This is a genomic window from Sulfitobacter sp. R18_1 (assembly GCF_017743915.1).
Lineage (GTDB): Bacteria > Pseudomonadota > Alphaproteobacteria > Rhodobacterales > Rhodobacteraceae > Sulfitobacter > Sulfitobacter faviae.
The window spans coordinates 37,531-54,776 of sequence record NZ_JAGHRG010000005.1 but is presented as its reverse complement, the minus strand read 5'-3'; the positions used below and the strand labels follow the sequence as shown (position 1 = coordinate 54,776).

Here is a 17,246-nt window from a genome sequence, read left to right as displayed (position 1 = left end):
CAAGCACATGCCGCCCGCCCATCCCTTTGACACTTCCTATCTGCGCGACAGCGGAGATGAGGATAAACTGAAGGAGGAATGCGGCGTCTTTGGCGTGGTTGGCGTTGCCGATGCCGCCACCTTCGTGGCCCTTGGCCTGCACGCCCTCCAGCACCGTGGACAAGAGGCTGGCGGCATCGTCAGCTACGATCCCGCCGCCGGTTTCCAATCGGCCCGCCGCTTTGGCTATGTCCGCGACAACTTCACCTCGCAGGATGTGATGCAGACCCTGCCCGGCGAGCTGTCCATCGGTCACGTCCGCTATTCGACCTCTGGCAACAAAGGCCCCACCGCGATCCGCGACGTGCAGCCCTTCTTTGGTGAGTTCGCCATGGGCGGAGCCGCGATTGCCCATAATGGCAATATCACCAATGCGAATGCCCTGCGCCGTGAGTTGATTGAGCGGGGCTCGATCTTCCAATCCTCATCCGACAGTGAGTGCATCATTCACCTGATGGCCCGATCCTTGCAGCAAAACATCCCCGAGCGGATGGAAGATGCGCTGCGCAGGGTCGAGGGGGCCTTCTCGGTCGTTGCCATGACGCGCACCAAGCTGATCGGCGTGCGCGATCCGCTGGGCGTGCGCCCGCTCGTGCTGGGCCGTGTCGGCGATGGCTGGGCGCTGAGCTCGGAGACCTGCGCGCTCGACATCATCGGCGCGGAATTCGTCCGCGAGATCGAACCCGGCGAGATGGTGGTGATCACCGAGAAAGGGGTTGAGAGCCACTTCCCCTTCCGCCGTGTCGCCTCGCGTTTCTGTATCTTCGAGCATGTCTACTTTAGCCGCCCCGACAGCATCCTCGGCGGTCGTTCGGTCTATGAAACGCGTGAGAATATTGGCCGCGAACTGGCCAAGGAAAGCCCCGTGGAGGCCGATCTCGTCTGCCCCGTGCCCGACAGCGGCACCCCGGCGGCGATTGGCTATAGCCTTGAATCCGGCATCCCCTACGCGATGGGCATCATCCGCAACCAATACATGGGCCGGACCTTCATCGAGCCGACCGAGCAGATCCGCAACATGGGGGTCCGTCTCAAGCTCAACGTCAACCGCGCGCTGATCAAGGGCAAGCGGGTGATCTTGGTCGACGACTCGGTGGTGCGCGGCACGACCTCGCGCAAGATCAAAGAGATGATCCTCGACGCGGGCGCGAAAGAGGTGCACTTCCGCATCGCCTCCCCCCCCACGGCTTGGCCCTGTTTCTACGGCGTCGACACCCCGCAGCGCGAAAAGCTGCTGGCGGCGACCATGTCTGAGGATGAGATGCGCGACCACTTGCAGGTCGACAGCCTCAAGTTCATCTCGCTCGACGGTCTCTACCGCGCGGTGGGCGAAGCCGAAGGCCGCAACGCCGACTGCCCGCAGTATTGTGACGCCTGCTTCTCTGGCGACTACCCGGTGACCCCTGCCGATCAGGTTAAGGAAGGTTTCCAGATGAAGCCCGCCGCCGAGTAACCCACCAGAGGGGTCAAACCAAAGCAAAGGCCGCGCCCGGTTCCCCGGACGCGGCCTTTGCTTTTCCGCATTGCGCAGGGCAGCTTAATTCTGCGCCGCAGGCTCCGCCGCGTCATTGGCGCTGTCGGTTGCGCCGTCCACGGCATCGTTGATCGCCTCCCCGGCGGCATCGACTGTGTCGGTAATCGCATCGGCTGCGTCCTCGGCAGCATTGGTCACATCCTCGGCCACCTCGGGCGCATTGATCGCCTCGGAAGCTTCGATGGCCACTTCCTGCGGCCCCTTGCCGGTGAAAAGCATATAGCCCGCCAGCGCAATCAGCGCCGCCACGACCAACCAGACCAGATTCTTCATTCCATTCCCCTTAATCTACGCCCCGCGAGGTTAAAGATTTCCCCCGGGGCCGCATAGCCGTGAATTGCGCCACAATCGCCTCAGATCAAGGGTAAATCGCCCCAAACCCCACGCATAGCGTGATTTTGCGACTTGAAGATGGCCCCACGCGGGTTTACCTTGCATTCTCGAATTAGGTAACAATCAAAGGACCATCACCATCGCTCGCAGACCTCATAACGCGCCGCCCCAACGTGACACCGGCCCGCGCGTCAACGACAAGATCCGTGCCCCCGAAATCCGCCTGATCGGTGCCGATGGCGAAAACGTCGGCGTTGTCTCGCCGCAGCGTGCCATGGAAATGGCCGATGACGCCGGCCTCGACCTTGTTGAAATTTCGCCCAATGCCAAGCCGCCCGTGTGCAAGATCATGGATTTCGGCAAGTTCAAATATGAACAGCAAAAGCGCGAGAGCGAAGCCCGCAAGAAACAGAAGATCATCGAGATCAAAGAGGTCAAGTTCCGTCCCAATACGGACAAGAACGACTACGATGTGAAGATGCGCAATGTCTTCAAGTTTCTTGAAGGTGGCGACAAGGTGAAGGTTACCCTCCGGTTCCGTGGCCGTGAGATGGCGCACCAAAACCTCGGTCGTGAACTTTTGGAGCGCGTCGCTGCCGACACCAAAGAGATCGGCCGGGTGGAGAACTTCCCCAAGATGGAAGGCCGCCAAATGGTCATGGTGATCGGGCCCCTGCCCAACAAGTGATCAGGCTCAATCGGGTCCGCATGACGGGCCCGATTGACACCTTCACCAACCAATAACGCAAAACGCCCCCGGATCGCTCCGGGGGCGTTTTCTGTTTGGGGTGTTGGTCTGCTTAGCGCAGCAGACCTGTAATGTTGCGCACCACGGCACGACGGTTCGCAGGTTCCGCCGATGTGGTCGGCACGCGCAGCTGGCTCTCGCCATAGCCTTGCGTGATCAGGTTGGCGGGCGGCACGTCAAAGTACTCGGTCAGCGCCAGGGCCACGGTCTCCGCGCGGCGGTCCGACAGGGCGAGGTTATAGCTCGCATCGCCAACCGCATCGGTATGACCTTCGACGAGGATCACGGTGCGCGGGTCCTTTTGGATCAGGTCACGCAGTGTGGTGCCAATATTGGCAAGCGCGCGGGCCTGTTCAGGCTGGATCGCGGCGGAGCCGGTGGGGAAGCGCACGGCATCAAGTTCCAGTTCCGGCGCGAGGGAGCGTACCTCACGAATTTCACGCACCTGACGCAGGGAGAATGTCCGCCCCTGATCGTTGCGCATCTCAGCTTGCAGCGCCTGACGGAGTGCGGCTTCGTCTTGGGTGCTGGCGCGCTGTGCCTGCTGTGTCTGCTGGACCTGCGGCAGATCGTTCACGACAACTTCGCGCTCTTCCACGAGGTCATCGACCAGCACATATTCACGGCCCTGCGCGTCAAAATTCGTCCGGCGCAGCACGGTGCCATCGCGCGAGCGGATGGTCTCGACCCGGCTGCCGTCGCTCTTGGTCACGATGGTCCGAGTGGAGCCGTCGTCGAAAGTCTGGGTCTGCACCTCGTCACCGGGGCGGCGGAGCAGAGCGTTGTCGTCCTTCAGGACGCGCAACTCTCCTGTGTCGTCCTGCACGACCACACGGTCACCGGAGCGGCTGACGATTTTCTCACCGTTGTTCAGCACCGAGCCGACAGCGACGGCCCCAAGGCCGAGCAGCAGCGCTTTTTCGAAGTCCGACATCCCGCTGTCGTCGTCATCAGCGGCGGCGGAGTCGGCTTCGCCTGCGGCAGTCACTTCGGTTTCGAAGTCTTCGTCCGAACTGCGCACGTCTTCTTCGGTCACTTCCTCAGTCACGACTTCGGCGTCCGCCTCGTTTTCGGCGGCAGCGGCGGCGGCAGCGGCAGCTTCACGCTCCGCGCGACGTTGTTCGCGGCGCTCTTCGCGGCGTTCGGCACGGCGGGCCTCGCGGCGCTCTTCACGGGCTTGGATTTGTTCTTCGGTCAGACCGGCGTTGTCTTCCTCGCCGACCGCTTCGCCGCTGGTTTCGGCTTCCATTTCGGCGTCAGTCTCTTCCGAGGTCTCGACCACAGTCTCATTGGCTTCCGCGTCAGTCGCAGCTTCGGCGTTTACGTCGGTTTCTACGCTTTCGGTCGCCTCAGCATCAACTTCATCGGTCGCTGCGGCTTCAGCTTCCACGTCCAGTGCGGTCTCGGCCTCGGCGTCGTCTTCAATCTCGGTCTCGGCCTCTTCCTCAACCTCGACCTCGCTTTCCTGCTCGGCTTCAACTTCCGCGTCGGTCTCAACCTCTTCCTCGACTTCGACCTCGCTCTCAGTCTCGGCGGTCATTTCGGCTTCGGCCTCTGCGGCTTCCGCTTCCGCTTCGCTTGCAGTTTCCTCTGCCGCCTCGGCTGCGGCTTCAGCCTGCGTCTCTGCTGCATCGGCGGCCTCTTCGGCCTGTTCGGTCACGTCGTTCACAGCAGCGGCAGCAGCGTCACCCGTCGCTTCAACCGCGCCGGTCGCCTGATCCAGCAGCGAACCCGCCTCGGCTTCGGTCTCCGCCTCGGCCTCGACCTCTGCTTCACCTTCCGCCTCGGCCTCACCGCTCAGCCCGGCCATAACACGAAGCTCTTCGGCACTCTCTACCGTCTGATCGTCAAATGCGCATGGGAATTCGGTCGCTTCGCCCACGGGGCCGCATTCATTCAGATTTTGCTCCTGCGCAAAGGCGCCATGCGGGAAAGCCAAGGCAAGGCTCAGACCCAGCGAAGTCGTAGATCTCAGTAGGTTTTTCATGTTCACGTCCTCATCATTACGGGAACGCCGTTCGGGCAGCGCTTGTCACCCAACGCATGATGGGGGCGCTGGTTCCGCTATCCAATATCAAGAGCTTACCCCATGAAAATACCGCGCCCCCTATAAGGACGCGGCAAAGGTTTACGCTGCTGTTATCGGCTATCAGGCGATGGCGGCCACGGCGCGGCGGGTCATCACGCCGCACAGATGGGCGCGGTAGGCGCCGCTGCCGTGGAGATCGCTGATCATGTCGCCCGCGTCGAGGGCCAGCCCCTCCAACGCCTCCGGCGCGAACCGTTCCGACAGGGCAGTTTCGGCTTCGGTCCAGCGGAAGACACCGTCGTTCGACGCACCCGTGATCGCCACGCGCACCCCATCGCCGAGGCGCGCGACATAGGCCGCGACCAGCGGGAAGCGCGAGGCGGGCTGGATGAATTTCTCGTAATGCGCGGCCTCAGGGATGGGGAAACGGACGCCGGTGACGATCTCCCCTTCCTCCAACGCGGTGGTGAACATGCCTTGAAAATAGTCATCCGCGGCAATCTCGCGGCGGTCGGTCTCAATCGTCGCGCCACTGGCCAGAGCGCCCGCCGGGTAGCAGGCAGAGGGGTCGTTATTGGCAAGCGATCCGCCAATCGTGCCCCGGTTGCGCACCGCCGGGTCGCCGATCCGTGCCGCGAGGCTGGCGAGCGCCGGGTAGCTTTCCGCCGCCTCCCGCATGACCGTGGCATGGGTCGTGCCGCCACCGATCCACAGCGCGCCATCGCGCATCTCAACCCCTTTGAGCGCATCGATCCCCGCCAGCGACACCAGAACCGAGGGCATCGCCAGCCGCGCCTTCAGCGTGGGGATCAACGTCTGCCCGCCGCTGAGCGGTTGCGCATCCTCCTGCCCCAAAGCCTTGACCGCATCCGCCACGCTGCTGGGGCGCTCTACTTCGAAATCATACATCTTTCATCCTTCCCAGAGGCCGCCCGAGCGTCGCCTCTTTTCTCAAACCAATCTTTCGCGGGCCAATGTGCTTAGCCATTCATCGCCTCCCAGACTCGCGCGGGGCTGACCGGCATGTCGATATGGCCGATGTCCTTCCCGCCCGAGCGCATGGCGTCGAGCACCGCGTTGACCACCGCAGGCGGCGAGCCGATGGCCCCCGCCTCCCCGCAGCCTTTCACGCCCAAGGGGTTGTGGGTGCAGGGCGTCTGACAAGAATGATCCACGTCATAGAACGGCAAATCGCTGGCGCGCGGCATGGCGTAATCCATGTAGGACGCGCTGAGGAGTTGGCCGTCTTCATCGTAAGCGCAGTTCTCCAAAAGCGCCTGACCGATGCCTTGGGCCAAACCGCCATGGACTTGGCCGGTCACGATCATCGGGTTCACCACATTGCCGAAATCATCGGCGGCGGTGAAGCGTTCGACCGTGACATGACCGGTCTCGGGGTCCAACTCGACCTCGCAGGCATAGGCCCCCGCCGGATAGGTGAAGTTCGACGGGTCATAAAAGGCGGTTTCTTCTAGCCCCGGTTCGATCTCTTCCAACGGGTAGTTATGCGGCACATAGGCGGCGAGTGTCACATCGCCCCAAGCCACGGATTTATCCGTGCCGGCCACGCTGAACGCACCATCTTTCAACTCGATATCCCCTTCCGAGGCTTCGAGCAGGTGGCTCGCGATCTTCTTGGCCTTGGCGATGATTTTTTCGGTCGCGCGCACCATGGCGCTGCCGCCCACCGCGAGCGAGCGCGAGCCATAGGTGCCCATGCCCATCGGCACCTTAGAGGTGTCGCCATGGACGATCTCGACCATATTCTCGTCGATGCCGATCATATCGGCTACGACCTGCGCGAATGAGGTCTCATGCCCCTGCCCGTGGCTGTGACTGCCGGTCATCACGACCAGCCCGCCGGTGGCGTTGACCCGCACCGTCGCGCTTTCATAAAGCCCCGCCCGCGCGCCAAGTTGGCCCACAAGGTTCGACGGCGCAATGCCGCAGGCCTCGATATAGCAGTTCACGCCAAAGCCGCGCAGCTTGCCCTTCGCTTCACTCTCACGGCGCCGCGCTTCAAAGCCCGCGTGGTCGGCGATCTCTTCGAGCTTGTCCATCGTAGCGTTGTAATCGCCCGTGTCATATTCCACCGCCACCGGGGTGGCATAGGGAAACTCCGTCACGAAGTTCTGGCGGCGCAGTTTGATCGGGTCGACCTGCAACTCATGCGCGGCCTTGTCGATCAAACGCTCCAACTGATAGGTCGCTTCGGGCCGACCGGCCCCGCGATAGGCGTCTACTGGCACGGTATTGGTAAAGACCGCCTTAACATTCACATAGATCAGCGGTGTTTTGTAGTTCCCCGCCATCAACGTCCCATGCAACCAAGTCGGCACCGAGGGCGCGAAGGTCGAAAGGTAAGCCCCCATATTGGCATAGGTATCGGTGCGCAGGGCGGTGAAGTTGTTCTCAGCATCCAGCGCCAGTTCGATTCTGGTCACATGGTCGCGGCCATGGGCGTCGGACATGAAGGCTTCCGACCGGCTCGAGGTCCATTTCACCGGACGCCCCACCGCCTTGGCCGCGAAGGTGCAAAAGGCCTCCTCCTGGTAGTGGAAGATCTTGGTGCCAAAGCCACCGCCGACATCCGGCGCCACCACGCGCAGCTTGTGCTCGGGGATGCCCAGCACGAAGGCGCCCATCAGAAGGCGGATCACATGGGGGTTCTGGCTGGTGGTATAGAGCGTATGCTCCCCGTCCGAGCGGTTGTAGTCGCCGATGGCGACGCGCGGCTCCATCGGGTTGGCGACGAGGCGGTTGTTGACCAGTTCCAACGTGGTGACATGGGCGGCCTCGTCAAAGGCTTTGTTCACCGCCTCCTTATTCTCTTCCACGAAACCCCAGTCATAGCAGAGGTTGCTGGTCAGATCGTCATGCACCTTGGGCGCATCGTCATTCACCGCGTCTTTCATGTTCACCACGGCGGGCAACTCGTCGATATCGACGACAATCGCCTCGGCGGCGTCACGGGCCTGCGCCAGTGTCTCGGCCACGACGGCGGCGATGGGCTCGCCCACATGTCGGACTTTTTCATGGGCCAGCACGGGGTGTTTCGGCTCCTGCATGGGTTGGCCGTGTTTGTCGGTCACCTGCCAGCCGCAGGGCATGCCGCCGATTTCGGCGAAATCTGCGCCGGTGAAAATCTTTAGTACGCCGGGCATGTCTTCGGCGGCAGAGGTATCGACCCCGGTCAGGCGCCCATGGGCCAAATCCGAGCGGAGGAAAAACACATGGGTCTGGCGGCGCAGGTTGATGTCATCAGTGTAGCGCCCCGCCCCGGTGAGAAAGCGAATATCCTCCCGCCGTTTGCTGCTGGCCCCAATGCCGCTCGTCGGTTCAAAATCCTTTGGCATAATATCCTCCCGTTTGGTGGCGGTGCGATGCACCTGATCCGTCACGCGGGCTCCGGTTCTGGCGGTCCTCCCTCCGCCATCACCGGCCTGCCCTCTGTGACGCCGTTACTCTGCCGCCAGCGCGCTGACCTCTTGGCCGCTCGCCGCCATGATCGCTTTGACGATATTGTGGTAGCCGGTGCAGCGACAGATATTGCCGTCAAGGTAATGGCGCACCTCAGCCTCCGAAGGTTTCGGGTTTTCCTTCAGCAGGGCCGCCGCCGACATCACCATGCCCGGCGTGCAAAAGCCGCATTGCAGCCCGTGGTGATCCTGAAACGCCTGTTGGATGGTGCTGAGCGTGCCATCGGGGGCCGCCTGCCCTTCGATGGTCTCGACCTCGGCGCCATCAGCCTCGAGCGCGAACATGGTGCAGGCTTTGACCGCATTGCCGTTCACATGCACCACACAGGCGCCGCATTGGCTGGTGTCGCAGCCCACATGGGTGCCGGTCAGTTCCAGATCATCGCGCAGGAAATGCACCAGCAGCGTGCGGCCTTCGACCTCTCCCGACGCGGGTTTGCCGTTCACGGTCATCTTGACCTGTGTCATGTTCTTCCTCCCAGTCTGACGCTTGTTGAGATCAGTTAAGCACGACAAGCCCTAGTTGAGAACATATATTTTCCTAAGGTTTTGCCTCAGCCGTTGCCCGCGCTTTTGCCGGGGTTGCGCGGCTGCGGGCGCGTGGGGATCTCTTTCAGCAAACCGCCCACCCCCATGGCCGCAATATCCGCGCTGGTGACGGGAATGCCGCAAACCAGCCGCGACAGCACCCAATCCGCCCCGTTCAGCGCGGGCGAACGGGCACAGCCCGGCAAGCCGATCACGGCGCGGGTGCCAAGTTGGCCGAGAAAAAGCAGATTGCCCGGATCGACCGGCATGCCGAAGCGCGTCACCTCGCCCCCCGCCGCGCGCAGGGCGGAGGGGGCCACGTCATTGATGTCTGACGTGGCGGAGGCGGTGAGGATCAGGACCAGATCGGTCTCAGCCGCCGCAATCGCCTCGGCCAACGGGGCGCTGCGGTGGGGCACGGTTACAACATCGCGAAGGGTCACATTAAGCGCCGTCAGCCGCCCCTCCACCGCGGCGCGGCCCTTGTCCCCGGCCCCGCCGGGCACGTCGGTAATAATCAGCGTGGCATCGTGCAGCACAGGCGGCGCGAGGCGCAAAGCGCCCTCTCCCGCCGCCGCGCAGGCGGCCGCGACTGTGCTTTCAGGCAGGGCGTAGGAGATGATCTTGATCGTCGCCACCATGCCGCTCTCACCCATCTGCTGATAGGGTGGCACGGTAGCGAGCGTGATCATCGGGTCCACGGCATTGACCGCCTCAAGCGCCGCGCGGTCCATCACCACCACCCCCGGCCCATCGGCCAGCAGGTTCACCCGCCCGGTGAAGGGTTTTGTCATCCGCAGCCCCGCACCACAGAGGCTTTCGGCCAGCCGCGCGGCGCCTGCGTTCTCGTCAATATCACCGGGGTCGAGCCGGGCGACGATCACCTCTTCAATGCCGGCGCCTTCTAGCGCTGCGATATCCTCTTGGTTCAGCACGCGGCCCTTGCGCAGCCGCCCCGCCGACACAGCGACGGAATGGGCCAGCGTCGCGCCCAAAGCCGCGCTCAAAGGGACCGGGCCAAACCTCATGGTCGGCGCAGGCTTTGGATCATCTGGGCAAGGATCGACACGGCGATCTCAGCTGGGCTGGCCGCACCGATATCGAGGCCGACCGGCCCGTGGATACGCGCCGCCAGCTCTGCCGCCACACCCGCTTCCGCCAGCCGATCAAGCCTGCTGGCCTGCGTCCGCGTCGAGCCGAGCGCGCCGATATAGAAAGCCCCGGACCCGAGCGCCACATGCAGCGCCGGATCGTCGAGTTTCGGGTCATGGGTCAGCAAGACCACGGCGGTGCGCGCATCAACACCGATCTCGCGCAGGGCGGCATCGGGCCAATCGTTCACCACTTGGCAATCGGGGAAGCGGGCGGGTGAGCCGAAAGCCTCCCGCGGGTCGACGACGATCGGATCGAACCCCGCCTCCGTCGCCATGCGCACCAGATGCTGCGCGATATGCACGGCACCCACGATCACCAGCCGCAGCGGCGGATTGTGGATGGCGATGAACCGCCCCGTTTCATCCTCGACGCCAGAGCGGTCGCGGCGAAAGCGGTCGTCATGCCCCGCCTCTGTCAGCCGACGGTCGCTGCCGTCCAACGCCACCTCATAGGCCACTGGCCTACGGCCCGCGCGCCTTGCGACCAGATCGCGCAGCATCTTAAGGCTGAGCGCCTCCGACCCCACCGGCTCCACCAGCACCTTGATCGTGCCGCCGCAGGCCAGCCCCACGGCAAAGGCATCTCCATCGCTGACGCCATATTCCAACAGCCGCGCGCGGCCATCCTCCAGCGCCTCCAAAGCCTCGACCACCACGGCCCCTTCGACGCAACCGCCCGAGACGGAACCCATCATCGTGCCATCGCCCGCAACGACCAGTTGCGCGCCAGCGCGCCGGGGGGCGGAGCCCCATGTTTCCACCACCGTGGCAAGGGCCACAGGCTGTCCGGCTTCGGCCCAGTCGAGCGCTTGTTCGGGGATCCGGTCCATCGGTTGTCCTTTCAACGTGAGGGCGCAAAGTGTGTCGCAATAGGGGCAAAGGTCAATGGCCGATCCGGCCTTCGGCTTCGCCTTGCACGCCGTGGCCTGCGGCACTACATCTAGCCCAAGCACTCACAACAGCCGGAGCCACCCCATGCCCATGCAAGCCAGCGAAATCGAAGACCTGATCCGCGCGTCCTTTCCGGATGCCAAGATCACCGTCGAAGGCAATGATGGCGTGCATATGGCGGCCATGGTCGTGGATGAGAGCTTTCGCGGCATGAACCGGGTCCAGCAGCAGCGCGCCGTCTATGCGGCCCTCAAGGGCAAGATGGACGGCTCGAATGGTGAGTTGCACGCGCTGGCGCTGACCACCCGGACCCCGGACTAATCATGTGGGGCTGGGTCGCTGCGGCTGTCGTGGGCGGGATCGCCGCCACCGCCTATGCCCAGCACCGCGCCCGGCGCGGCCAGCATGTGCCGCTGTCGCAGCGCCAGCCACCCCGGCCTGAGACCGGCAAGGTGCCGCTGGGGATGGAGGCGCTGGATTTGGATGCCGTGGCCCGCACCGCGCGGCGCAACGAAAGCCTAGAGCGCGGGCATACGAATTGGACCAAGAAACGGGGCGGCTTTTTCCTCGGCGGGGCCGAGGTTGAGGTCAAACCCTGGGCCGACGACGAAACCTATGCGCGGCGCTATCACGCTGCGTTCAAGAAACCAGATGATAAGGACGAATGACATGAGCGATGCCGCAAGCCAAATCAAGGAACAGATCACCGAGAATGACGTGGTTCTGTTTATGAAGGGCACCAAGGAAATGCCGCAGTGCGGCTTCTCTAGCCGCGTGGCCGGGGTGCTAAACTACATGGGCGTGAACTACAGCGACGTGAACGTGCTGGCAGATGAGAACCTGCGTCAGGGGATCAAGGATTTCTCCGACTGGCCGACCATCCCGCAACTCTACGTCAAAGGCGAATTTGTCGGCGGCTGCGACATCATCACCGAGATGACGCTGTCGGGCGAATTGGACACCCTGTTCGACGAGAACGGCGTCGCTTTCGACAAGGAAGCCGCCGATAAGATCCGCGAAGCCAACGGCTAAGCCGGGCGCCCGCGTCAAACAAAACACCCCGGAGCGGTTTCGCGCTCCGGGGTGTTTTTGCATCTAAGGCTCGGGCGGTGCCTCAGTCTTCGATGGCCGAGATCATATCGACACGGCGGCCATGCCGCCCGCCTTCGAATTCGGTGTCGAGAAAGGCATCCACGATCTCAAGCGCGAGACCGCCGCCGATCACCCGCGCGCCCATCGACAGCATATTCGCGTCATTATGCGCCCGGATCATCTTGGCCGAGAAGGTATCGCTGCACACGCCGCAGCGGATGCCTTTCACCTTATTGGCCGCCATCATGATGCCCTGCCCCGTGCCGCAAATCAGAATGCCCAGATCGAATTCCCCCGCCGCGATGCGCCGTGCGGCGGCTTCGCCATGTTTCGGGTAATCGGTGCTTTCCGCCGTGGCGGGACCGATGTCTTCGACAGTGAACCCGCGTTCGACCACATGGCGCGCGATGTCTTGGCGCAGGGCGATGTCGGCGTGGTCACTTGAGAGGATGATGCGGGGTTTGGTGGTCATCTGAGGGCGTCCTGATTTTGCGTCATGGAGGGTCGCCCCGTAGGGGCGCGTTAGGTGGTCGCCCCGTAGGGGCGCGCTTCGCGCCTCCCAGAGCATATTGCAGCCCGCGCCGCAATCCCGCGCCGTTAGTCCTGAGGCAAACAGTCGCTATAAATCGGGGTCACCCCATCGCCCGCCCCTGCCCGCCACGCAAGTGTGGCACGGCCCTGATGCTCCCACCACTCATAGCCCGCACCGTCCGAGGGCCAGCCATAGCGCGCGCCAGAGGCGGACGGCAGGCGGCGCAACTGGATCAACCGCCCCTCGACATAGAGCACCGCTATGCCCGGATCGGCACCGGGCACATAAACCACCGGCAGCGAGACTCCGCGCTCACAAATGTAAGTAACGGCGGAGGTTTCGGCGCCCGCAGGCGCGGCCCAGAGCAGCGCGCAAAGGGCTGCCCTGAGGACCCGGCTCATTTGCCCGCCTTCTCCTCAATCTCGGCGGCCAGCGCCTCGGCCCGGGCGGCGATTTCGGCAAGGGTGTCTTTCACCCCCTGCGGCACCACCGGCACTTCGATCCGCTCAGGCTCGACCTTGACGTTGCGCAGGCTGGTGAGTTCGGCCTCACGTTCGGCCAGTTCCGCGCGCAGCTCTGCGATGCGATCTTCAACGCTGGCGGTCTTGTCGGCCAGAAGCAGACCCGCCATCAGCAGCATCCGCGCCTCGGGCATGCGGCCCACCTGATCGCTCAGCACGCGGGCTTCGTCGTCCAGCATCTTGGCGGCGGCTTGCAGATAGCTTTCTTCACCTTCCTGACAGGCGACTTCGAAATGGCGGCCGCCAATGGTGATCCGTACCTCGGGCATCAGTCGGCCCCTCCTGACTTGGGTTCTTCTTCGGCGCTGTCGACTTGCGCAGTTGTCTCGGGCGCGGGCGCTTCGGCTTTGGCCTCTGCCCCCGTTTCATCCGCAGCTTCAACTTCCGGCTCGCCTTCTTCGACCAAGGGGGCCAGCGCGGTCAATACCGCGTCGATCTCGGCCATCTCGATCGCGCGGGTGGCGCGCAGGCTCTCCAACTCTGCAATCACGGCGGTGTCGATCAGCTTGGGATCGGCCAGCCCCTCGGCATTGGCCAGCCGCAACTGCTCACAGGCCGCCGACAGCTGCTCATTCGCCTGACGCAGACGCTGCACGTCCATATCAAGCTGCGTCACCCGGTCGTTGTTGAAGTCCATCTGCGCGCGCAGGTCGTTCAATTCGTCCTGATGGCTTTCCTTCAGCGTCTTGACCCGGTCGGTCAGCTGAGCGTTGGCTTGCCGCTCCTCTTCCAAGGCCTGCACGATATCCTCATCCGGCTCTGCGGGCGCGGCGCTCAGCCGGTCCACCCCCTTGGCCATCTGGTCCATCGCGGCCGTGATGCGGCGCTGATAGTCTTCAAGTTCACTCATCCGCATGAATTCTCCTCACTCGTCCTGCTCTCTCGGCGGCGTTTTCGCCTGCCGTGCCCCGGGCTGCGCCCTGTTGCGGCGGCCCGTCCCGCAGATAGCGCGCGCCCCGCCCAATGTCACGCGCGCGAATCGCCCGTATCAGCCGGTTTTCGCAATCCTAGCCAAAGCGCGCTCAAATTGCGCCCCCCCTTTCGTTTCAGCGACTTGAGCCGCCAAGTTCACTCTCGCCCCCGCTATGGGCCGCCCCGGACCCGCCCGCGCACCCCAGTTGTGCTTGAACTTTGCCCCATCGCTGGTATGCACGAGCCCAATCTGCCACAGCCCCAAAGGAAGCCCCCGTGGATCTGACAGCCCTCGCAAGCGCAAACCCCGACCACTGGTCCAAGGCCACCGCCATTCGCGCGCTGACCCTCGATGCCGTGGCCGCCGCCAATTCCGGCCACTCCGGCATGCCGATGGGCATGGCCGATGTGGCCACCGTCCTTTTCGAAAAACACCTGAAGTTCGACGCGTCCAACCCGCTTTGGCCCGACCGCGACCGGTTCATCCTGTCGGCGGGCCACGGCTCCATGCTGCTTTATTCGCTGCTGCACCTGACGGGCTATGAGCAATTCCCCATCGAAGAGTTGAAGAACTTCCGCCAGATGGGCGCGCGTACCGCGGGCCACCCGGAGAACTTCCTTGCCGATGCGATTGAGACCACCACCGGCCCGCTGGGCCAAGGCATCGCCAATTCCGTCGGTTTCGCCATGGCCGAAGAGATGCTGCGCGCGCAATACGGCGCGAAGGTCGTGGACCATTACACCTTTGTCATCGCTGGCGACGGCTGCCTGATGGAAGGCGTCAGCCAAGAGGCAATCACGCTGGCGGGCCGTCACAAGCTGAGCAAGCTCATCGTGATGTGGGACAACAACAACATCACCATCGACGGCCCCGTCACCCTGTCGGACAGCACCGATCAGGTCACCCGCTTCAAGGCCGCAGGCTGGCATGTGATTGAGATCGACGGCCACAACCCTGATGAGATCGACGCGGCCTTGACCGAGGCGAAAGCCTCTGACCTGCCGACGATGATTGCCTGCAAAACCCATATCGCGCTCGGCCACGCCGCGCAGGACACCTCGAAAGGCCACGGCGCGCTGACCGACGCCGACCAGATGGCCGAGGCCAAAGCCGCCTATGGCTGGACCACCGGCCCCTTCGAAGTGCCCGCTGACGTGAAATCCGCTTGGGAAGAGATCGGCAAACGCGGCGCCGACGCCCGCCGCGACTGGGAAGAGCGTTTCGACAAACTGCCCCGCGCCAAGCGCGAGACCTTCAACCGTGCCCTCGCCCTCGACGCGCCGAAAAAGATGAGCGCGACGGTCAAGGCCTTCAAAAAGCAGATCACCGAAGGCGCGCCCAAGATGGCGACCCGCGCAGCGAGCGAGAAAGCCCTCGAAGTGCTGAACCCGATCCTGCCGGAAACCGTTGGCGGCTCGGCGGACCTGACCGGTTCGAATAACACCAAGACCAGCGATCTCGGCATCTTCGACGTCGACAACCGTGGCGGGCGCTATGTCTACTGGGGCATTCGCGAACACGGCATGGCAGCGGCGATGAACGGCATGGCGCTGCACGGCGGCCTGCGCCCCTATGGCGGCACCTTCATGTGCTTCACCGACTACGCGCGCCCCGCAATGCGTCTGGCGGCCCTGATGCAAATCCCCACGGCCTTCGTCATGACCCATGACAGCATCGGCCTTGGCGAAGATGGCCCGACCCACCAGCCGATCGAGCATCTGGCGATCAGCCGTGCCACGCCCAACACCTACGTCTTCCGCCCCGCCGACGCGGTGGAAACGGCAGAGGCTTGGGAAATCGCCTTCACCGCGAAAACCACACCGTCGGTTCTGTCGCTGACCCGTCAGGGCCTGCCCACCGTGCGCCTGGGGCACAAAAACAACAACCTCACCGAAAAAGGCGCCTATGTGCTGGCCGATGCCGAGGGCAAACGTCAGGTGATCTTGATTGCCACCGGCTCTGAGGTGCATGTCGCACTGGCCGCGCGCGAGTTGCTCCAAGCCGAAGGCATCGGCACTCGCGTCGTCTCCATGCCGTGCATGGAACTCTTCGCCGCGCAGGACGAAGCCTACCGCAAACGCGTGCTGCCCGGTGGCGCCGTGCGCGTCGGGATTGAGGCTGGCGCACGTCAGGGCTGGGACCAGTGGCTCTTTGGCGAGCGGGGCAAATACGGCAAAGCCGATTTCGTCGGCATGGACCGTTTCGGCGCCTCCGCCCCGGCGGAAGAACTCTTCGAGCGCTTCGGCTTCACCGCAGAGAACGTGGCAGAGAAGGCCAAAGCACTGCTCTGATCTGCGGGTCATACAATACAAAAAGGGGGCGACGGTTCGTCCGTCGCCCCCTTTTTCATTTGCGAGATAAGGTCGCTCTCAAACGGCTGCCTTATGAAACACCTTGCGCCAGATCGGCGTCACAATCTTCTCCCCAATCGGGATCAGCACCAGACCAAGCGCCAAACCAAAGAGCCCGTCGATCCCCGCCGTGGTGATCCATTCGACCGCCCCTTCGAACTGGGCCGGAACCGCATGGCCAACGGTCACGGCGATGTCGTGGATCCATTTATAGGGCGCGGCAAAGCCCATCTGCTCCAACCCGTGAATGATGATCGACCCGCCGACCCAAAGCATAGCCGCCGTGCCAACGATGGTAAGCAGCTTCAAGAACCCCGGCATCCCGCGCACCAGCGCCCGGCCAATGCTCCGCGTCAGGCCAAAACGGCCCTTGTTCGCCATCACCAGACCCACATCGTCCATTTTGACGATCAAAGCGACGGAGCCATAGACCGCGATAGTGATCATCACCGCCACCGCTGCCAGCGTGGCCGCTTCCATCCAAAAGTTACTCTCGGGGATCGCGGACAGGGCAATGGTCATGATCTCCGCCGAGAGGATAAAGTCGGTCTTGATCGCGCCTGCGGCCTTCTTCTCTTCCAGCTGTGCCGGGTCTTCAACCACCTTCTCCTTATCGGGATAATCCTCATGCCCATGCCCCCAACCAAGCGCATGGGCGACCTTCTCGGCCCCCTCGAAACACAGGTAAGCCCCGCCCAGCATTAAAAGCGGCGGGATCGCCCATGGCGCGAAATTCGCCAAAAGCAGACCCACGGGCAACAGGTAGACCAGTTTGTTGCGCAACGACCCCTTGGTGATCCGCCAGATCACCGGCAATTCACGCTCGGCCTTGAACCCATGCAGATATTTCGGCGTCACGGCGGCATCATCGATCACCGCGCCCGCGGCCTTAGAGCCCGCCTTGGCCGCCTGCCCGATCACGTCATCCACGCTCGCCGCTGCAACCTTGGCGATCGCCGCCACGTCATCCACAAGTGCCAGTAAACCGCTCATTCCATGCCCCTTTTTGCGTGCTGCAACCGAAGTAGCATGTGCAGACCATCTGGCAAGTCCGAAGCCACTGCGACCTTTACCGCTAACATGCAAGTTTAACGCTAACATA

General features: G+C 63.4%; 18 protein-coding genes. 6 read left to right on the top strand and 12 right to left on the bottom strand.

Annotated features, from left to right (window positions below):
* The first annotated feature begins 7 nt into the window (after positions 1 to 7).
* The gene (gene purF / locus J7392_RS11315) at positions 8 to 1,492 is read left to right on the top strand and encodes an amidophosphoribosyltransferase (RefSeq protein WP_209217844.1); all 1,485 of its coding nucleotides are present in this window, start codon (positions 8 to 10) and stop codon (positions 1,490 to 1,492) included.
* A gap of 84 nt (positions 1,493 to 1,576) precedes the next feature.
* On the opposite strand, the gene J7392_RS11310 is transcribed toward purF, so the two are convergent.
* Positions 1,577 to 1,846 (bottom strand): hypothetical protein, encoded by a 270-nt coding sequence (locus J7392_RS11310; protein ID WP_209217644.1) that lies wholly within the window; start codon positions 1,844 to 1,846, stop codon positions 1,577 to 1,579.
* Positions 1,847 to 2,045: 199 nt separating this feature from the next.
* On the opposite strand from J7392_RS11310, the gene infC reads away from it, so the two are divergent.
* Complete coding sequence (gene infC / locus J7392_RS11305; RefSeq protein WP_209217843.1) at positions 2,046 to 2,594, top strand: translation initiation factor IF-3; 549 nt, start codon at positions 2,046 to 2,048, stop codon at positions 2,592 to 2,594.
* 112 nt (positions 2,595 to 2,706) lie between these two features.
* Here infC and J7392_RS11300 read toward each other — a convergent pair whose 3' ends face one another.
* The 6 genes from J7392_RS11300 to J7392_RS11275 form a co-directional block, all read right to left on the bottom strand.
* On the bottom strand, positions 2,707 to 4,641 hold the full coding sequence (locus J7392_RS11300; protein ID WP_209217643.1) for an OmpA family protein: 1,935 nt from the start codon (positions 4,639 to 4,641) through the stop codon (positions 2,707 to 2,709).
* Between the two features lie 162 nt (positions 4,642 to 4,803).
* Positions 4,804 to 5,592 carry a xanthine dehydrogenase family protein subunit M gene (locus tag J7392_RS11295; RefSeq protein ID WP_209217642.1) on the bottom strand — a complete coding sequence of 263 codons (789 nt, stop codon included), beginning with the start codon at positions 5,590 to 5,592 and terminating at the stop codon, positions 4,804 to 4,806.
* A 71-nt stretch (positions 5,593 to 5,663) separates the two neighbouring features.
* Positions 5,664 to 8,039: a xanthine dehydrogenase family protein molybdopterin-binding subunit gene (locus J7392_RS11290; protein WP_209217641.1), complete on the bottom strand. Its 2,376-nt coding sequence runs from the start codon at positions 8,037 to 8,039 to the stop codon at positions 5,664 to 5,666.
* 105 nt (positions 8,040 to 8,144) lie between these two features.
* Positions 8,145 to 8,630, bottom strand: coding sequence for a (2Fe-2S)-binding protein (locus J7392_RS11285; RefSeq protein ID WP_209217640.1), 486 nt, complete (start codon positions 8,628 to 8,630; stop codon positions 8,145 to 8,147).
* 86 nt (positions 8,631 to 8,716) lie between these two features.
* Positions 8,717 to 9,718 carry a molybdopterin-binding protein gene (locus tag J7392_RS11280; protein WP_209217639.1) on the bottom strand — a complete coding sequence of 334 codons (1,002 nt, stop codon included), beginning with the start codon at positions 9,716 to 9,718 and terminating at the stop codon, positions 8,717 to 8,719.
* Positions 9,715 to 10,674 (bottom strand): XdhC family protein, encoded by a 960-nt coding sequence (locus tag J7392_RS11275; protein WP_209217638.1) that lies wholly within the window; start codon positions 10,672 to 10,674, stop codon positions 9,715 to 9,717. Before J7392_RS11275 ends, J7392_RS11280 begins: the two co-directional genes overlap by 4 nt.
* A 145-nt stretch (positions 10,675 to 10,819) precedes the next feature.
* Here J7392_RS11275 and J7392_RS11270 point away from each other — a divergent pair, with 145 nt between their 5' ends.
* Genes J7392_RS11270 through grxD form a run of 3 tightly spaced genes read left to right on the top strand, consistent with a single transcriptional unit; the run spans position 10,820 to position 11,767 of the window.
* Positions 10,820 to 11,056: a BolA/IbaG family iron-sulfur metabolism protein gene (locus J7392_RS11270; RefSeq protein ID WP_067268222.1), complete on the top strand. Its 237-nt coding sequence runs from the start codon at positions 10,820 to 10,822 to the stop codon at positions 11,054 to 11,056.
* A 2-nt stretch (positions 11,057 to 11,058) separates the two neighbouring features.
* Positions 11,059 to 11,403 carry a hypothetical protein gene (locus tag J7392_RS11265; protein WP_209217637.1) on the top strand — a complete coding sequence of 115 codons (345 nt, stop codon included), beginning with the start codon at positions 11,059 to 11,061 and terminating at the stop codon, positions 11,401 to 11,403.
* Position 11,404: 1 nt separating this feature from the next.
* Positions 11,405 to 11,767 carry a Grx4 family monothiol glutaredoxin gene (gene grxD / locus J7392_RS11260; RefSeq protein ID WP_209217636.1) on the top strand — a complete coding sequence of 121 codons (363 nt, stop codon included), beginning with the start codon at positions 11,405 to 11,407 and terminating at the stop codon, positions 11,765 to 11,767.
* 82 nt (positions 11,768 to 11,849) lie between these two features.
* Here the strand turns inward: grxD and rpiB are convergent, their stop codons facing one another.
* The 4 genes from rpiB to J7392_RS11240 form a co-directional block, all read right to left on the bottom strand.
* Positions 11,850 to 12,299 (bottom strand): ribose 5-phosphate isomerase B, encoded by a 450-nt coding sequence (rpiB, locus tag J7392_RS11255; RefSeq protein WP_209217635.1) that lies wholly within the window; start codon positions 12,297 to 12,299, stop codon positions 11,850 to 11,852.
* Between the two features lie 125 nt (positions 12,300 to 12,424).
* Positions 12,425 to 12,760, bottom strand: a complete 336-nt coding sequence (locus tag J7392_RS11250; RefSeq protein WP_209217634.1) for an MliC family protein — start codon at positions 12,758 to 12,760, stop codon at positions 12,425 to 12,427.
* Positions 12,757 to 13,149, bottom strand: a complete 393-nt coding sequence (locus J7392_RS11245; protein ID WP_067268217.1) for a cell division protein ZapA — start codon at positions 13,147 to 13,149, stop codon at positions 12,757 to 12,759. Before J7392_RS11245 ends, J7392_RS11250 begins: the two co-directional genes overlap by 4 nt.
* Positions 13,149 to 13,736, bottom strand: a complete 588-nt coding sequence (locus J7392_RS11240) for a hypothetical protein (protein WP_209217633.1) — start codon at positions 13,734 to 13,736, stop codon at positions 13,149 to 13,151. Before J7392_RS11240 ends, J7392_RS11245 begins: the two co-directional genes overlap by 1 nt.
* A gap of 332 nt (positions 13,737 to 14,068) precedes the next feature.
* On the opposite strand from J7392_RS11240, the gene tkt reads away from it, so the two are divergent.
* A complete protein-coding gene (tkt, locus tag J7392_RS11235; protein WP_209217632.1) occupies positions 14,069 to 16,084 on the top strand; it encodes a transketolase in 2,016 nt (671 codons plus the stop codon).
* A 78-nt stretch (positions 16,085 to 16,162) separates the two neighbouring features.
* On the opposite strand, the gene J7392_RS11230 is transcribed toward tkt, so the two are convergent.
* Complete coding sequence (locus J7392_RS11230) at positions 16,163 to 17,137, bottom strand: DUF808 domain-containing protein (protein ID WP_209217631.1); 975 nt, start codon at positions 17,135 to 17,137, stop codon at positions 16,163 to 16,165.
* Positions 17,138 to 17,246 lie beyond the last annotated feature (109 nt).

What these genes read in the sequence shown, in the direction of transcription:
- J7392_RS11265 (WP_209217637.1), top strand. Translation starts at nt 11,059, where the DNA reads ATGTGGGGCTGGGTCGCTGCGGCTGTCGTGGGCGGGATCGCCGCCACC.
- rpiB (WP_209217635.1), bottom strand. Translation starts at nt 12,299, where the DNA reads ATGACCACCAAACCCCGCATCATCCTCTCAAGTGACCACGCCGACATC.
- J7392_RS11280 (WP_209217639.1), bottom strand. Translation starts at nt 9,718, where the DNA reads ATGAGGTTTGGCCCGGTCCCTTTGAGCGCGGCTTTGGGCGCGACGCTG.
- J7392_RS11310 (WP_209217644.1), bottom strand. Translation starts at nt 1,846, where the DNA reads ATGAAGAATCTGGTCTGGTTGGTCGTGGCGGCGCTGATTGCGCTGGCG.
- J7392_RS11275 (WP_209217638.1), bottom strand. Translation starts at nt 10,674, where the DNA reads ATGGACCGGATCCCCGAACAAGCGCTCGACTGGGCCGAAGCCGGACAG.
- J7392_RS11295 (WP_209217642.1), bottom strand. Translation starts at nt 5,592, where the DNA reads ATGTATGATTTCGAAGTAGAGCGCCCCAGCAGCGTGGCGGATGCGGTC.
- J7392_RS11240 (WP_209217633.1), bottom strand. Translation starts at nt 13,736, where the DNA reads ATGCGGATGAGTGAACTTGAAGACTATCAGCGCCGCATCACGGCCGCG.
- J7392_RS11300 (WP_209217643.1), bottom strand. Translation starts at nt 4,641, where the DNA reads ATGAAAAACCTACTGAGATCTACGACTTCGCTGGGTCTGAGCCTTGCC.
- J7392_RS11250 (WP_209217634.1), bottom strand. Translation starts at nt 12,760, where the DNA reads ATGAGCCGGGTCCTCAGGGCAGCCCTTTGCGCGCTGCTCTGGGCCGCG.
- purF (WP_209217844.1), top strand. Translation starts at nt 8, where the DNA reads ATGCCGCCCGCCCATCCCTTTGACACTTCCTATCTGCGCGACAGCGGA.
- J7392_RS11245 (WP_067268217.1), bottom strand. Translation starts at nt 13,149, where the DNA reads ATGCCCGAGGTACGGATCACCATTGGCGGCCGCCATTTCGAAGTCGCC.
- J7392_RS11270 (WP_067268222.1), top strand. Translation starts at nt 10,820, where the DNA reads ATGCCCATGCAAGCCAGCGAAATCGAAGACCTGATCCGCGCGTCCTTT.
- grxD (WP_209217636.1), top strand. Translation starts at nt 11,405, where the DNA reads ATGAGCGATGCCGCAAGCCAAATCAAGGAACAGATCACCGAGAATGAC.
- J7392_RS11285 (WP_209217640.1), bottom strand. Translation starts at nt 8,630, where the DNA reads ATGACACAGGTCAAGATGACCGTGAACGGCAAACCCGCGTCGGGAGAG.
- J7392_RS11230 (WP_209217631.1), bottom strand. Translation starts at nt 17,137, where the DNA reads ATGAGCGGTTTACTGGCACTTGTGGATGACGTGGCGGCGATCGCCAAG.
- J7392_RS11290 (WP_209217641.1), bottom strand. Translation starts at nt 8,039, where the DNA reads ATGCCAAAGGATTTTGAACCGACGAGCGGCATTGGGGCCAGCAGCAAA.